Genomic DNA, 15,219 nt, shown 5'->3' on the forward strand with positions numbered 1-15,219 from the left:
CCGACATCCTTGTACAGACTTCTCACCGGCGGGGATGCTCGGCAACGCGCCGAATGGAACTCTGCTGAGAAAGTGGTGGTGTACTGGGCGCGGGACGGAGGGCGATGGTCGTCGCAAAGAGCTGGACACTCCGTCGTCCGTACAACGCTCCGCTGCTGAACCCCTATATCGACTACGCCGAAAGGGTCCTCAAAGCGCTCGAAGACGGGCTCGGCGACCGTACCGCGACGAGTCTCACCGCCCAGCAGTTCGCCCGCCTGGCCGGCGAGCGGCCCGGTGACGGTGACCTCGCGGACAAGTACGAACTGCTGGATCAGCAGGTCGCGACCTATATAGAGGACTGGAACACCCTCGACAACCAGATCGCCGAACTCGCGGCCCTGGCCGCCGACGATGCCAACGGCGTCAGCGGATATTTCGAGGACCTGCGCGACGCGGTCATCGAGATCACCGAAGGTGTCCCGGACAATCCCACCTCCCGGCAGCAGTTCGACGCCGTCGTCGCGATCGACAACACCATCGGCGCCACCGTCCGCAAGATGCAGTCCGCACATAACGAACTGGAGAACAAGTCCCTGCAGGTGCCGCAGGACCGGTCGGGAAGTGCCGGTGGTTCTCCGGCGAGCAGTGGCGCCCCGCTGAGCAGCGGCTCCCCGGTGAGTCCGCTCATGGGCGGGCAGTCCTCGGACGGTGGCGACTCCGGGTCCGATGATGATTCCGGGTCCGGTGGCGAGATCACCGGTACCTCCGGCAGGCCCACCAAGATGCCCACCGGCGACCTGGCCCAGTGGATCGGCCAGGCCATCGAGGTGCTGCGCGAGAACGGCTACGACATCAAGGACTCCGACGCGGCCATCATCGCCACGATGATCGAGAAGGAATCCAGCGGCGACCCGAACGCGATCAACCTGTGGGACAGCAACGCAGAGGCCGGGACTCCGTCGAAGGGCTTGATGCAGACCATCGATCCGACGTTCAACGCCCACGCCCTGCCCGGTCATACCGATATCTGGAATCCGGTCGACAACATCTGCGCGGGAACCGCGTACGCCATCGACCGCTATGGGTCGCTCGAGAATGTGCCCGGAATCGTCAATATGTCCCACGGCGCCGGTTACGTCGGGTACTGATCGTAATCGGCAGGGGGAGAACGAGGTCTGGAGTCACCGGCGGTGTCCGGAAGCGATGTTAACGCCACCTCGTCGTGAGGGAATTAGAAATCGGACGCGTCGCCACTCCGGTGACGCGCAGGAGAGCAAGGATTACAGGACTTCCGTATGGGTCACCCGCAACAGCCCAATCCGTACCAGCATCAGCAGCCATATCCGGGACAGCCCGTGCCGGGACAGCAGCCTTACCCGGGACAGTACGGTCAGCCCTACCCGCCCGGTCAGCCGCAGTACGGAGCCCCCGGAGGGTACGGAGGCCCGCCTCCGCGTTCCGGTGGGAACGGTGGCCGGATCGCGCTCGTCGTCGGTGGTGTCGCAGTAGTCCTGATCGCCGTCGGGGTGGGTGCCTTCTTCCTGTTCAGCGATGGCGGTGGTTCGGTCGTGGGTGGTGGTTACGACGATCCCCGGGATGTCGCCCAGGCCTGGGTGGATCACGAGGGTGATCCGGAGGATCTCGTCTGCGCGGCCGATCTGGACGAGATCTCGCAGTACGAGCAGCAGAACCCGACGAAGCCGACAGACGTTCCCGATGTCGACCTCCCGGAGTCGACGACCACTCTGAAGAGTGTCGATGTACCCGCGGGCAGCGATAAGGGCACCTTCACCATGGAGATATCCATGGAGGTGATGGGCACCTCGACCACCACGACCATGACCTATGACCTGGTCGAGGAGGATGGCGGCTGGAAGGTGTGCGGCATCCTTGATCCGGATATCGAGATGGACGATTCGGGCTTCGGCCTGGGTGGCCGCTAGACCCGCGGCGCGATAATCCCGGCGGAACTCGGCGACGCGGTGCGACCCATCGCCGAGTTCCGCCGTGTCGCGAGGGTTTGTCTCGCCGAACCTCCGTGGCGGTGACGGCCCTCGCCGCACGGCAGGCGTATGCGAATGGAAGGCTGCGGCGCACCCCGCAGCGCCGCAGCCATACATTCCCACACGCTGTCGGTTCCGAGCGGCTGCTGTGCGGTTCGTTGCCGGAGCCCGGCCCGACGATGACCGGCGTTCGCCGTGCCGCACCGGCGGCACGGCGGCGCTCTCGCGCGGTGCCGAGCGTCGTCCACGGACCGGCCTCGCGATCCGGTGGGTCGGCGGTCACGGGTGTGTTCGGTGGCGGCACGCGAACGGTGCCGGCCGCGCGAAGGCGACCGGCACCGTTCTGTGTCCCCGACCCTACGGGCTCGGGCAGGCCGGGTAAGAGGGGCGGATGCGACAGGAAACGCTCGGTTTGCGACACGGCGCGGGTGATCGATGCGCGGCCACCGGATTCTGCCTCCATAGGGACCGTCCGGTTTCTCGAACGACGGACCCGAACCGTATCCTCCGGGCGTGGATGTCGGAATTCTCGTGGTGGACGGTGTGGCCGATTTCGGCCTGGGCGCACTGCTCGGCGCGTTCGGCACCGCCAACGCGCTGCGCAAGGAACTACGGAATCCGCCGCCACCTTGGAATATCCGCACGGTATCGCTGGGTTCCTCGGTGCGTTCGGGCAGTGGAAATCTCGTGCCGACCACTCCGCTGGCCGAGATCCCGGTGTCGCTGGACGCGCTCGCCGTGGCGGCGGTGGACATCCTGGAACCCCAGCCGCTGGTGGAATTGGTCACGGCTGCCGAACACCTGCCGGTCCTCGAGCACATCCGGGCGGCACGGGCCGGGGGTGTGCACCTGGCCGCCGCCTGTACCGCGACCTTCTTCCTGGCGGAATCCGGAGTCCTCGACGACTCCCCGGCGACGACCAGCTGGTGGCTGGGCGCCTGTTTCCGCGGGCGTTACCCCCGGGTCCAGCTGGACGAGAGCTGTTTCGTCTGCCACGGGGACGGGATCACCACTGCGGGGGCTTCGCTCTCGCATATGGATATGGCGCTGTCCCTGATCTACCGGACCAGCCCGGAGCTGGCCGAACGGGCCATGCGGTACCTCACCGTCGGGTCGCGGGCCAGCCAGGCGCCCTATGCGATACCCGAGGTGGTTGCCCGCGGTAATTCGCTGATCGCCGACTACGAACGCTGGGTGCGTGACCATCTCTCGGAACAGTTCCTGATCGCCACCGCCGCACGTGAACTAGGTGTCACCGAACGCAGTCTGCAACGCGCAACCCGCGCCGCGCTCGGCATGTCACCGAAGGATTTCGCCGACGATATCCGGCTCGATCGGGCCACTCAACTGCTACGGTCCGGCGGGCTCACGGTGGGCTCGGTCGCGCGCGAGGTCGGATACGTCAACGCCAGCGCCTTGCGCGCCCTCGCCCGCCGCCGGCGCGGCCTGTCCCTGGCCGAGATCCGCGCCCACCGCCTTCCGTGGTGAGGCCGGTTCGTCCGGTTCCGGTGGCGGTGAGCGTCCTGATCCCTACACTGTCCGCATGTCTGTTCGACGGCTGACCGCCGCCCTCCTGCTCGTTGCCGCCGCGTCGCTGGGGAGCGTGGCCTGCACCGCGACGGGTCCCGGGGCGCGCAGCGAATGCGAGGTCAGCGGCTGCACTGTGACGTTCGAGCGCGGTGTCCAGGCGAAGATCAGCGTGCTGGGCGTGGACACCGAACTCACCTCGGTGCAGGGCGAACTGGTCACCCTGTCGGTGGCGGGCCAGCCGGTCACCATAGCGATGGGCGAGTCGGGCTCGGTGCAGGGGCTGAACCTGACGGTGCAGGAGGTCACCCAGGACCAGGTCGTGGTGCGACTGGCCACCGGTCTGTGAGCCTCTACCGCGCGCGAACTCAGCGGTGCCCGGGTACCCGCTTCTCCCTCCATCGGGGTTCGGCGCGACCGTAGCCCGGCGCGGGGAACGGGTAGTCCGGATATTCGGCCAGGGCCGGCGCTGCGCCGGCAACCCGTCCATGGGTCACACTGTTGCCGACGCCGGGCACCGCCGGCGCCGCATGCTCGGGTGTGCGGCCTCGTTGGGAGAGCAACCAGGTCGCGGTGCGGGCCAGTGATACCCGCACGTCCCGGCCGCGGCCATCGCCCACGCGGCCCGTGAGCGCGTCGACTATGCCGGCCGCGAGCAGGTAGCCCGAGGCGTGGTCCAGTGCCTGCGCGGGCAGCGCGCCGGGCACCGCGGACGCTCCCTCGATCACCGCGATCCCGGTCGCAGCCTGCACGATGCTGTCGAAACCGCGCCGGCCCGCCCACGGCCCGGTGAAACCCCAGGCGCTCACCCGGGCATGTACGAGCCCCGGCCGTCCGGTGAGGCCGAGCCGCTCCAGCGCGCCCGGTCGATAGCCGGTCACCAGCACGTCGGCGGAGTCGAGCAGCGCCTCCCACGTCGCGGCGGACGACCGCAGGTCGAGCAGAGTCGAATATTTGCCCTGGCAGGTATCGGTGTACTGCCAGGGGATCTCCGGCAGCCCGGGCGGGTCCACCCGCAGTACTTCGGCGCCGAGCAGCGCCAGCGCCCGGGTGGCCACCGGGCCGGCGATCACCCGGGTCAGGTCCAGTACCCGCACGCCCTGTAGCGGCTGGTACGGGGTCCCCGATATCGGCAGCGTGTACCGCCGCCGGTCGCTGCGTTCCACCAGCGCGACCAGCGGGCCGGCGCCGGCCGCCGCGGCCTGCGGCTCTGCCCGCCACTGTGCTTCGTCGCGTACCCGGGCCACGATCGCGCCCCGGGCCGCGGCCAGTTCTTCCAGGTCGGCGGCGCGGATCATAGCCATCTGGACTTCGGCCGGTTCACGCGGCGCGTCCGGGGGGAGTTCGAGTGCGGACAGCAGCCGGGCGCGGTGATGTGGATAGTTGGCATGGGTCCGCACCCAGCCGTCGAAGGTGGGAAAGAAGCCGGACAGGTCGGCGAATCCTTCGACGGGGGCATCGTCGATCCGCAACAACCGGTCACTGGAGAAGGACGCCGCGATACGTTCGGGGTTCAGCCGATGCCGGATCGGTGTGGTTCCAGTGGCGCGGCGGTACCGGTCGGCGGCCGCGACGAACGCCTGGACCGATCCCGCGGCCAGCCCCCACACCGGAAGGGTGGCGGCGAGGTACTGCCCGGGGTCGGGCCAGTTCACCGGGCCCGAGCCGCCGACGCCTGCCCCGTCTTCGTAATCACGGACCAGCCGTGCGCCCACGTCCACCGCACCGACAGTACTGGGCCGCGAGCCCGGAGAACGCCCGGTCATCCGATGGCACAGCGATTTTCATCACACCGTCACCGGCGGGCGCGGCTCAGCCGGCGACCCGTGCGCTCGGTCCGTGCGGACGGCGGGCGCGCCACCACAGCCCGGCCCACGACACCAGCACACCGGCCGCCACCAGCAACTGCACTTCGGTGAGCATGCTCTCCGGGTAGACCACCCCGGTCAGGTAGTGGTCGATGAAGCCCTCCGCCGGCAACCCCGACACCCCGGCACGGTGCCGCGCCCAGTTCTCCGCATACGTGAGCGGGCAGTCGTAGCCGACCAGCACCGTGCCGAAACCCCAGGCCGCGGCGGCCCCGTGCAACCAGATCGTGCGGGGGAAACGCCACGCCAGGAAGCCGCCCGCCACCACGTAGCCGATGAACAGCAGATGCAGGGCAGCGACCATATCCGCGATCACCCGATACCACACCCTTCCAGGGTATGTCCTCGGATGCGTTACGGCACCGGGTTTACCACGGCGAGGGACGGTAGTCCTTGAGGAAGCAGCCGTAGAGGTCTTCGCCCGCTTCGCCGCGCACGATCGGGTCGTAGACCCGGGCCGCGCCGTCCACCAGGTCCAGCGGGGCGTGGAACCCCTCGTCGGCGAGCCTGATCTTGGTGTAATGCGGTCGCTCGTCGGTGATCCAGCCGGTGTCCACCGCGGTCATCAGGATGCCGTCGGTTTCGAGCATTTCCTTCGCGCTGGTTCGGGTCAGCATGTTCAGCGCCGCTTTCGCCATATTGGTGTGCGGATGCCCGGGCCCCTTGTAGCCGCGGGAGAACTGGCCTTCCATCGCCGAGACGTTCACCACGTACTTCCGGCGTGCGGCCGCCGCGGCCAGTGCCGGTCGCAACCGGGACACGAGGATGAACGGGGCGACCGAATTGCACAGCTGCACTTCCAGCAGTTCGGTGGGGTCCACCTCGCCCACGGTGTGCACCCAGCTGTTGGTGTGGGCGAGATCGGGCACCAGGCCCCCGGCATCGATCGCCACGCCGCGGGCGATGCGTTCGGGTGTGGCCGACCCGGCCACCAGCGCCAGCTCGGCCACGTCGGCAGCCGCCAAGGTGGGAGTCAGCGAGGCGGTCAGCGCGGTCGGATGGGCGCGGGTCGTCTGCCCGAAGGTCACCTTCTCGGGCAACTCGCCGGAGGGCAGCGGTCCGTCCTCGGCGGCGGCCAGGGCACTGTAGGCGCCGGGAGAGCGGCGTACGGTCTGCGCGGCGTTGTTGATGAGGATATCGAGCGGGCCCTGGGCCGCGACATCGTCGGCGAGCGCCACCACCTGGGCCGGATCCCGCAGATCGATTCCGACGATACGCAGCCGGTGCAGCCAGTCGGCGCTGTCGGGCCGGGCGGCGAAGCGGCGGATCGCGTCGTTGGGAAAGCGGGTGGTGATGGTCGTATGCGCGCCGTCGCGCAGCAGCCGCAGCGCGATGTACATCCCGATCTTGGCCCGGCCGCCGGTGAGCAGCGCGCGCCGGCCGGTCAGGTCGGTGCGGGCCTCGCGGCGACCGTGGCTCATGGCCGCGCAGTCGGGGCACAACTGGTGGTAGAACGCGTCGACGCGGGTGTACTTCTCCTTGCAGATGTAGCAGCCGCGAGGGCGCAGGAGCGTGCCGGCCGAGGCGCCGGTGGTGCTGGAGCTGATCGGGATACCCGCGGTCTCGTCGTCGATCCGGTTCGGTGAACCGGTGGCCGTGGCGGCGACCACCGCGCGGTCGGCGGCGAGTTTCGCCTGCCGGGCGGCGGTGCGCCGCTGCCGTTTGAGTTCTTTGAACATCCGGCCGACCGCGCGCTGCACGGTGGTCGAATCCGGATGGCCGGGATCCAGCTGTCCTGCCTGGTCGAGAACGCGCAAACAGGTGGCGAGGTCGTTCGGGTCGATACTGGGCGCGGCCATCGGTGCGGAGGAATTCCTTCGTGAGCTGGGGAAGCGTGCGCACCATTGTGGCAAAACTGCTGGAGTGTGAGCAGAGCCGGGCCGCCGGGATCACCGGGCGCCGGCTCCGGCCGCTTCGCCACAAGTGGGAACGCACCTCGTTGACATCGCGCCAATAGTGCGGGAAAGTCGTTGCCGGACGATCCGGCGCGTCGGCGCCGGGCTGGGTTTTCACGAACAGAGGACGCGGATATGGCACGCCCCGCATGGAGCGACGACGAGGTCGAGGCGGTACGGGAACTCGCGCGCAACTACTTCGAGAAGGAAGTGGTGCCGCATGAGGAGAAGTTCATCGAGCAGGGCCATCCGGACAAGGAACTCTACCGCCGCGCCGGTGAACTCGGTCTGCTGTGCCCCGCGGTCCCGGAGGAATTCGGTGGTGGGGGCGGCAGCTTCGCCCACGAGGCCGCGATCATCGAGGAACAGGTGCGCGCCGGTGACGGGGCCCTCGGAATCCCGGTCCACAGTTCGATCATCGCGCCCTATCTGGCCGAATTCGGCTCCGAGGAGCTGAAGAAGCGGATTCTGCCCAAGGCGAGCAGTGGCGAGATGGTGCTGTCCATCGGGATGACCGAGCCGGGCACCGGATCGGATCTGCAGGCGATCAAGACCCGGGCCGTCCGCGAGGGCGACGAGTACGTCATCACCGGTTCGAAGATCTTCATCTCCAACGGCTGGCTCTGTGACGGCATCATCATCGCCGCCAAAACCGACCCGGAGAAGGGCGCGGCCGGTGTCTCGCTGCTCTTCGCCGAAGTCGGCGACGACACCCCCGGCTTCACCCGCGGCCGCATCCTGTCCAAGATCGGCGGCAAGGGGCAGGACACCGCCGAACTGTTCTTCGACGGATTGCGGGTTCCCGCGGCGAACCTGCTCGGTGGCACCGAGGGCCAGGGCTTCTACCAGATGATGCAGCTGCTCGCCCAGGAACGGCTGGTCACCGCCATCATGGCGGTGGCGATGATGGAACGCGCGGTCGAACTGACCGTCGAATACACCAAGGGCCGGGAGGCCTTCGGCAAACCGCTGTTCGCCATGCAGAACACCAGGTTCGAACTGGCCGAATGCGCGACCATCGCCCGGACCAACCGGGTCTTCCTCGACGACTGCATCAGCCGGCACCTGCGCGGGGAACTCGATATCCAGTCGGCCGCCATGTCGAAGTACTGGTCCACCGATCAACTCGGTGTGGTCGTGGACCGTTGCCTGCAGCTCTTCGGCGGCTACGGGTATATGACCGAGTACCCGATCTCTCAGCTGTACACGGGTGCCCGGGTGCTGCGCATCCTCGCCGGCAGCAACGAAGTGATGAAGGACCTCATCGCGCGTGGACTCTGACCTCGAACCGCCGGCCGCCGCCGTCACCGCCGCCGCGCCCGGCCCGGGCGGGGTCGGCGGGAGCGGCGGGAGCGGCACGGATGAGCAACCTCGGCGGCGCCGGCTCGAGCCCGACGAGCGCCGCGCCCAGATCCTCGCCAAGGCCATCGAGATGTTCGGCGAACGTCCGTACGCGGCGGTGTCCACTGCTGAGCTCGCGCAGCGCGCCGGTGTGGCCCGCGGCCTGATCAACCACTATTTCGGCAACAAACGCGACCTCTATCTCGCGGTCGTCCGCCGGATGGTGACCCTGCCGCGCGCCGACGAGCTGGCCGTGCCCACGGGCACCACCCGGGAGCGGGTCGAGGCCAGTGTGCGCTGGTTGCTGGACACGATCTCCGAACACGGCAACACCTGGGTGAAGGTGACCAGCCACGAGGGGGTCGGTGACGACCCGGAAGTGCAGCAGATACTCGACGCGGCCGACGACGCGGCCGCGCAGCGGCTGCTGGTGATGATCGGTCTGGCCGACGGTGCGGCGTCGGAAGAGCCGCGACGAGCGATGGTCCGCGCCTACGGCGGCCTGGTGAAGGTCGCCGGCCGGGAATGGCTGACCCGCGGCACCATGACCCGCGAACAGGTCCACGCGCTCCTGGTGGACATGCTGAACACCCTGGTCACCGAATCGCTACCACGCGTGCGACGAGGGGGCTGAGCAACTGTGGCCCGGCCCAGCGGAGCGGCCGGGTGTTTCGGATGGTGCCGGCCGAAGCGAGCCCGCGGACAGGGGGATTTACCGGGACCACCGGCGGGTCGCGGCTTATTCTTTCGGGTGCCGGGCGCAGTCCACTGCTCCAGGATGCGCCGACGGCGGCTCGAAGGGATCGGTCATGGCATATACACAGCGCTGGGCGGGTGAGCGCTGGCCGGAAGTCCCGCCGGACCGCGACCAGGAACCACCGCGTAGCGGGCGGCGGGGCGACGACTACGACGACTGGTCCGAGGAGCCCCCTCGCTACGACGAGCGTCCGATCGTCAATCCCTACGCGATCGTCGCACTGGTGGCTGCCCTCGTCCTGGTCTTCCCGGTGGCGATCGTTTTCGGGTTCATCGCGTTCGGGCATCCGCGCGGCCGTTTCATGGCCGTGACCGCCATAGTGCTCGGCGTCGGCGAAGTGGCGCTACTGGCGGCACTGATCCTGCTGCCGCGGGAGACGCCCGGCGTGTTGTCCCGGGTCGGCGCCGCGATGGACGAGGCGACCGGCGGACCGCGGCCTACCGAGCCCCCCGCCCCGGCTGTCTCCGGGACCTCCGAAAGTGCACCGACCTCCTCACCCGGCCGGAGCGCGACGGCGGAACCCTCGGTCCCGGCGAGCGGATCCACTGTGACCCCGCCGGCCGCGGAGGTCGACACCGCCTGTCCCGAACCGGCGCTGCTCGGTGTCGCCACCGGCGGCGACACCCTGCTGTGCCTCACCGACTCGGCGTCGGTCACCGGCTATCAGTGGTCGGGCCCCTACCGGGTGGCCGAGACCGTCCGGTCAGCGGATACGAGCTGTACGGGCACGGGCACGGGCACCGCGCGCACCGCCGCGGGGTACGCCCTGGTCTGCGAAAACGGGGTCTGGACGTTCTGGACCTCCTGAGCCGGGCCCGGCCTCAGCCGTCCGTCGCGGGTTTACGAGCGCGGCTGGGCTGTACCCGCGGCGGCTCGTTCGGCATCTTCGGGTACTGCGGCGGCCACGGCGCGTCCATGAGACCGGAGGCGAGGTCGCGTTCGGACATCCGCAGCAGCGGTTCGATGCTCTGCGGTGGGCGGTGCTCCCAGGGATCGCCGGACTCGGCGAGCCGGGCCGGTACCGTCGCGATCGTCAGGTCCTCGGGGATCACGGTGTCGAGTTCTTCCCAGGTCAGCGGGGTGGATACCGGTGCACCGACCTTGGGTCGCACGCACCAGGCGCCGAATACGGTTTTGTGTGGCGCGTTCTGGTTGTAGTCGACGAAAACCCGGCGGCCGCGTTCCTCTTTCCACCAGTGCGCCGTGATGTCGTCGGGGTGGCGGCGTTCCAGCTCCCGCGCCAGGGCCACGGCCGCGGCGCGGACCTCGTACCCGTCCCAGCGGGGTTCCAGCGCGATGTAGAGGTGCAGGCCGCGCGACCCGGAGGTTTTCACCCACGTCTCGATACCGAGCTCGCCGCACAGCTCCCGGGTCCGGACGGCCGCGGTCCGCAGTTCGTCGAAACCGATACCGGGGGAGGGATCGAGGTCGATCCGGAGCTGGTCGGCGACCCGCAGATCAGGCACGGTGTTGGGCCAGACGTGGAAGCCGAGGCAACCCTGGTTCACCGCCCACAGCACATGGGCCAGATCGTGTGCCACCAGCGCGTCGCTGGTGGTGCCGTTCGGGGTGGTGACCTCGACCGTGCGCAACCAGTCCGGGGCGGATTTCGGCACCCGCTTCTGGAACCAGGACTTCCCGGACGCGCCGTCCGGGTATCGCTCCAGCAACAGCGGCCGCCCGCCGTTGACCCGGAGAAAGGGTTCGGCGACGCTCTCGTAGTAGCGCACCAGATCCAATTTGGTTTCGCCCCGGCGCGAGAAGTACACCTTCGCGGGGTTGGTGATGGTGAGCACTCGGCCGGCGGCCTCGATTTCCACCGCGTCGCTCATTTCGCCACCGCCGTCCCGAAGATCTCGCGCAACTCGGCGGGCGCGGCCTCTTCGAGCTGTGCGTAGGTACACGACTCGGGGGTGCGGTCGGGACGGAACCGGACCAGCCGTCCGCCGTGGCGGAACCGGCCGGACTGGAGATGCTCGTATCTGACCTCGGCCACCAGTTCGGCGCGCAGCGGCTCCCAGGACAGGTCCTTACCACCGCTCCAGCGACTGACCCCGCCGGGCATGGAGCCACCGGACTCGGCCTGGGCCACGGCGTCGGCCCATTCCCGCCACGGATGGTCCGCCAGCGCGTTCTCCCGGTACGGAGCGAGTTCGCCGATCAACTCGGTGCGCCGCGCGGCGGTGAAACTGCTCGCCACCCCCACATGGTGCAGCCGGCCCTCGTCGTCGTACAGGCCGAGCAGCAGCGAACCCACGCCCTGACCGTCCTTGTGCCAGCGGAAACCCGCCACCACGCAATCGGCGGTGCGTTCGTGCTTGACCTTGAGCATCACCCGCTTGTTCTGCTGATACGGCTGATCATCGGCTTTGACCATCACCCCGTCGAAGCCCGCACCCTCGAACCGGGTGAACCAGTCGCGGGCGACCGCCGGATCTCCGGTGAGCGGGGTCAGCTGTACCCGGCCGGGCTCGGTCCGCAGGATGGTTTCGAGCAACCGGCGGCGTTCGGCGAACGGTGCCCCGGTCAGATCGCGGTCGTCGAGGGCGAGCAGGTCGAAGGCCACGAAACTCGCCGGCGTCTCCACCGACAGTTTGGCCACCCGCGACGCCGCCGGGTGCAGCCGCTGCTGCAGCACATCGAAATCGAGTCCGTGTTCGGTGACCACGACGATTTCCCCGTCCACGACGCACCGATCCGGCAGCGCGCCGCGCAGCAATTCGGCGACCTCGGGAAAGTATCTGGTGAGAGGCCGATCGTTGCGGGACCCCAACTCCACATCCGCGCCGTCGCGGAACACCACGCAGCGGAACCCGTCCCATTTGGGCTCGTAGCTCAGGCCCGGCCCCGGCGGTATGCCGGGGGCGGATTTGGCCAGCATGGGCCGGACGGGCGGCATAACCGGTAGGTCCACGCGATCCTCCTCGGGTCGATCCTCACCGGTATCGACGCCGCGGCCGGCGCCGAATCATCGCCCCCGATGATAGGAGTTCGAACCGACAGATCCCCGGATCCGGCCGTCAGCCGTCGACCCAGCCCTGTTCGATCGCGAAATCGGTGAGCCGCTGCCGGATGGCCACGATCTCCCCGGCGGTCAGCGCCGGGGAGGCCTCCAGGAGGAGTTCGGTGACCAGCCGGGTGTGTTCCTCGGCGGTGAGCCGGCCGCCCTCGGCAACCGGTTTGGGTCGCGCGTGCTGGCCGCGCGGGGACCTGAGGTTGATCGCCTTGGGGCCCCGGTCGCCCTCGGTGACATCGAATTCGAACACCCGGCCCTGCCGGAGTTCGTCCTCACCCAGGCCGATATCGTTGACGTGGACGAACACGTCGGGTCCACCGTCCTCGGGCCGGATGAAACCGAAGCCCCGTGATCCGTCGAACGACACCAATTTCCCGCTGGCCACCACACCGCTCCTCGCCGCAGTTCTGCCGGTCACTCTATATCCGGTTTTTCCTCACCGGTGGTCGAAAGCGCCTTTTGCAGCGAGTTGAACACGGTCAACCCCTGTCCGACCATGCCGTTGAGCAGTTCGCCCACCCCGTCCGGTCCGTTGAGAACGGTCAGATTGGCGTTGGACAGGCCACGCGCCGCCTGCTCCACGATGAGCGGCAACTGCTCGATGAGCATCTGATCGAGCGCGATGCGATTGTTGGAGGCCGCCGCCTCGGCCTGGATCCGGGTGCGGTCGGCCTCGGCTTCGGCGAGAATCCGCACCCGCTCGGCCTCGGCCTGCGCCGGTTTCACCACCTCGGCCTGCAACTGCTGTTCCCGCAGTTCGGCCTCCTTGCGGGCCTGGGCGGCCTGGGCGCCGAGCACTTCCTGCTGGGCGAGCGCCGCGGCGAGCGGTCCGGCGGCCGCGGCCTCGGCCTGGGCCTTGTCGATATCGCGCTGGTAACCGGCCTTGAGGATCGCCGTCTCTCGCGCGTACTCGGCCTGCTTGCGCAGGGATTCCTGTTCGGCTTCGGCGGAACGCTGGGCGGCCTGTGATTCGGCGATCTGCGCGTCCCGGTGTACCGCCGCATTGTGCGGCGCGGCCAGTGCCGTGATATATCCGAGATTCCCGTCGTCGATGGACTGGATCTGGAACGAGTCGACCCACAGTCCGATATTGCTCATCTCCACTTTCGACGCGACGAGTACCTCATCGGCCAGCCGCTGGCGCTCCCGGATGATCTCCTCCACCGTCATGGAGCCGACGATGGACCGCAGATGACCGGAGAAGATCCGTCCGGTCAGCACCGACATCTCCTGTTCCTGTTCGGACAGGAAACGCTGGGCCGCGTTCACGATCGAGGCGGTGTCGTTGGCGACCTTGAAGGCGATGACCGCCCGAACCTGCAGCACGATGGCCTGTTTGGTGACGCAGCGCTCGCTGATCTCGGCCTCGAACATCGCCAGCGACAGATACCGCACCTTGCGGAAGAACGGCATCACCCATGTACCGCGGCCGATGATCACCCGGAATGGGGTGGCGTCGCTGCTCTTGGCGCCGCTGACCAGCATCGCCTCGTCGGGATCGGGTACGTGATAACCCAGCACGGATGACTCCTCGCGTCGTGTTGCTACGGCGCCGGGTCCGGTGTGAGCGGTATCCAGGGCACCACGTCGGCGATACGACCGGAATCGACAGCGATGACCAGCACGGTGCTCCCGGCCGGGATCGCTTCGGCAGCGCGCGCGATATACCCTTCGGTCCCCCCACGTACGGCCACCAAGACCTCACCCAGCGTCCCGGGGCCTCGGATCGGCGAGATCAGCTTACCGGTCGATCCGACAACTTCGTCGTGCAATTCTTCCCAACCTCCTTGCCCGGGCAAGGTTTCCCGGGAACGGCTCCCGGCCTGCCCCGGCCTACCGGTAGAGGCCGCGGTAGGCACCCAGCATGGCGACGAGGTGATCGACGATCTCCGCGCGGGTGGCCCGCAACGACCCGTTCAGCCAGGCCGAGAACATGCCGGCGTTCCCGCTCGCCATGGTGACGGCCGCGAGCCGGCGGCGGACCGGATCGTCGATCCGGTGGAAGAGATGGTCCTGGATCAGCCGGGTGAAGGCGGGCATCACGGCGATGGTGGTCTGACCGAGACCGGTGCTGGAGTACGGCTCCACCAGGAACAGGCGCGATTTACGGGGATCCTCGAGCACCTTGTCCACCAGCGCCTCGGACAGCGCACGGTCGCGCGAGGCGTCGTCGGCGACCGTGAAGGCGGTCATCGGATCGAGAAAATCGTCGGCGATCTGCCGGTACAGAACGTCGAGCAGTTCGTCGCGGCTGGCGAAACTCTCGTAGAAATATCGATCGGTGAGATTGGCCCGGCGGCATACCGCCCGCATGGTGACGCCGGCGGCGCCGGATTCACCGATCAGATCCAGTGCGGCCTCGAGCAGCGCGCTGCGCCGTGCCTGCTTCCGCTCGGAAAGCGTGGTGCCACCCCAGATCCGGGGTCCGCTGTCGTCCGATCGCTGATCTGAATGCACCCGTACACAGTAGTGGGCTCGCGCAATCCGCCGTGCCGGGTGGTCACGGCGCCGTCGAGGGCGGCGCGGGCCGGTTCCGGGCGTCGTGATCCGACGGACGGGCCACCAGCACCGCCCGGCCGGCGGCGAGATCGATCCGATCCCGCGGCGGCGCCCCCTCGGATTCCTCGTCGCGCAGCATGGTCTGCGCGGCACGGTGGTCCAGCTGGTCACGTTTGCTCCCGTACCAGAAGGCGGTGATCTCCTCCACGCCCGCGGCCGCGAGCCGAGTGGAGGTGCGCCGGCCGGTCGAGCGTCCGGTCCTGGGGAAGCGGGTGTACACCCACCGCAGCGCGGCGGCGGCCCCCAGCAGCAGCATGGCGATCGGCGCACC

17 protein-coding genes are annotated in these 15,219 nt (G+C 68.7%); 7 read left to right on the forward strand and 10 right to left on the reverse strand.

Features of this window, described 5'->3' with window-relative positions:
• Window positions 1-104 precede the first annotated feature (104 nt).
• The 4 genes from ON38_RS37440 (at window position 105) to ON38_RS10460 (ending at window position 3,861) form a co-directional block, all read left to right on the forward strand.
• Window positions 105-1,130, forward strand: coding sequence for a transglycosylase SLT domain-containing protein (locus tag ON38_RS37440; protein ID WP_051164580.1), 1,026 nt, complete (start codon window positions 105-107; stop codon window positions 1,128-1,130).
• 147 nt (window positions 1,131-1,277) lie between these two features.
• On the forward strand, window positions 1,278-1,925 hold the full coding sequence (locus ON38_RS35945; protein ID WP_157181722.1) for an Rv0361 family membrane protein: 648 nt from the start codon (window positions 1,278-1,280) through the stop codon (window positions 1,923-1,925).
• 573 nt (window positions 1,926-2,498) lie between these two features.
• Window positions 2,499-3,473, forward strand: a complete 975-nt coding sequence (locus tag ON38_RS10455) for a GlxA family transcriptional regulator (RefSeq protein ID WP_039824354.1) — start codon at window positions 2,499-2,501, stop codon at window positions 3,471-3,473.
• 55 nt (window positions 3,474-3,528) lie between these two features.
• Window positions 3,529-3,861, forward strand: a complete 333-nt coding sequence (locus ON38_RS10460; protein ID WP_039824355.1) for a hypothetical protein — start codon at window positions 3,529-3,531, stop codon at window positions 3,859-3,861.
• Between the two features lie 19 nt (window positions 3,862-3,880).
• On the opposite strand, the gene ON38_RS10465 is transcribed toward ON38_RS10460, so the two are convergent.
• From ON38_RS10465 to ON38_RS10475, 3 genes are all read right to left on the reverse strand, one after another.
• Window positions 3,881-5,233, reverse strand: a complete 1,353-nt coding sequence (locus ON38_RS10465) for a CoA transferase (protein ID WP_245563990.1) — start codon at window positions 5,231-5,233, stop codon at window positions 3,881-3,883.
• A 91-nt stretch (window positions 5,234-5,324) separates the two neighbouring features.
• Entirely contained in the window at window positions 5,325-5,708 is a 384-nt protein-coding gene (locus ON38_RS10470; RefSeq protein ID WP_039824358.1) for a DUF2784 domain-containing protein, read from the reverse strand.
• Between the two features lie 40 nt (window positions 5,709-5,748).
• A complete protein-coding gene (locus ON38_RS10475; protein WP_039824359.1) occupies window positions 5,749-7,179 on the reverse strand; it encodes an SDR family NAD(P)-dependent oxidoreductase in 1,431 nt (476 codons plus the stop codon).
• Window positions 7,180-7,410: 231 nt separating this feature from the next.
• On the opposite strand from ON38_RS10475, the gene ON38_RS10480 reads away from it, so the two are divergent.
• The 3 genes from ON38_RS10480 to ON38_RS10490 all read left to right on the forward strand — a co-directional run bounded on the left by ON38_RS10480 (window position 7,411) and on the right by ON38_RS10490 (window position 10,181).
• Window positions 7,411-8,556, forward strand: coding sequence for an acyl-CoA dehydrogenase family protein (locus tag ON38_RS10480; protein ID WP_039824360.1), 1,146 nt, complete (start codon window positions 7,411-7,413; stop codon window positions 8,554-8,556).
• 130 nt (window positions 8,557-8,686) lie between these two features.
• The gene (locus ON38_RS10485; RefSeq protein WP_051164583.1) at window positions 8,687-9,250 is read left to right on the forward strand and encodes a TetR/AcrR family transcriptional regulator; all 564 of its coding nucleotides are present in this window, start codon (window positions 8,687-8,689) and stop codon (window positions 9,248-9,250) included.
• 175 nt (window positions 9,251-9,425) lie between these two features.
• A complete protein-coding gene (locus tag ON38_RS10490; protein ID WP_039824361.1) occupies window positions 9,426-10,181 on the forward strand; it encodes a RodZ family helix-turn-helix domain-containing protein in 756 nt (251 codons plus the stop codon).
• Window positions 10,182-10,194: 13 nt separating this feature from the next.
• On the opposite strand, the gene ligD is transcribed toward ON38_RS10490, so the two are convergent.
• The 7 genes from ligD to ON38_RS10525 all read right to left on the reverse strand — a co-directional run.
• Complete coding sequence (gene ligD / locus ON38_RS10495) at window positions 10,195-11,205, reverse strand: non-homologous end-joining DNA ligase (RefSeq protein ID WP_039824363.1); 1,011 nt, start codon at window positions 11,203-11,205, stop codon at window positions 10,195-10,197.
• Window positions 11,202-12,287 carry an ATP-dependent DNA ligase gene (locus ON38_RS10500; protein WP_218000761.1) on the reverse strand — a complete coding sequence of 362 codons (1,086 nt, stop codon included), beginning with the start codon at window positions 12,285-12,287 and terminating at the stop codon, window positions 11,202-11,204. Before ON38_RS10500 ends, ligD begins: the two co-directional genes overlap by 4 nt.
• Before the next feature lie 106 nt (window positions 12,288-12,393).
• A complete protein-coding gene (locus ON38_RS10505) occupies window positions 12,394-12,777 on the reverse strand; it encodes a cold shock domain-containing protein (protein ID WP_039824365.1) in 384 nt (127 codons plus the stop codon).
• Between the two features lie 26 nt (window positions 12,778-12,803).
• Complete coding sequence (locus tag ON38_RS10510; protein ID WP_039824367.1) at window positions 12,804-13,910, reverse strand: SPFH domain-containing protein; 1,107 nt, start codon at window positions 13,908-13,910, stop codon at window positions 12,804-12,806.
• Window positions 13,911-13,933: 23 nt separating this feature from the next.
• The gene (locus ON38_RS10515; RefSeq protein WP_039824369.1) at window positions 13,934-14,161 is read right to left on the reverse strand and encodes an NfeD C-terminal domain-containing protein; all 228 of its coding nucleotides are present in this window, start codon (window positions 14,159-14,161) and stop codon (window positions 13,934-13,936) included.
• A 61-nt stretch (window positions 14,162-14,222) separates the two neighbouring features.
• The gene (locus ON38_RS10520) at window positions 14,223-14,846 is read right to left on the reverse strand and encodes a TetR/AcrR family transcriptional regulator (RefSeq protein WP_051164581.1); all 624 of its coding nucleotides are present in this window, start codon (window positions 14,844-14,846) and stop codon (window positions 14,223-14,225) included.
• A 43-nt stretch (window positions 14,847-14,889) separates the two neighbouring features.
• Window positions 14,890-15,219 (reverse strand): DUF6191 domain-containing protein (locus ON38_RS10525; RefSeq protein ID WP_157181723.1); only part of this gene is annotated, 330 nt, incomplete at its 5' end.

This window comes from Nocardia testacea NBRC 100365 (genome assembly GCF_000308775.1).
GTDB classification, from domain to species: domain Bacteria; phylum Actinomycetota; class Actinomycetes; order Mycobacteriales; family Mycobacteriaceae; genus Nocardia; species Nocardia testacea.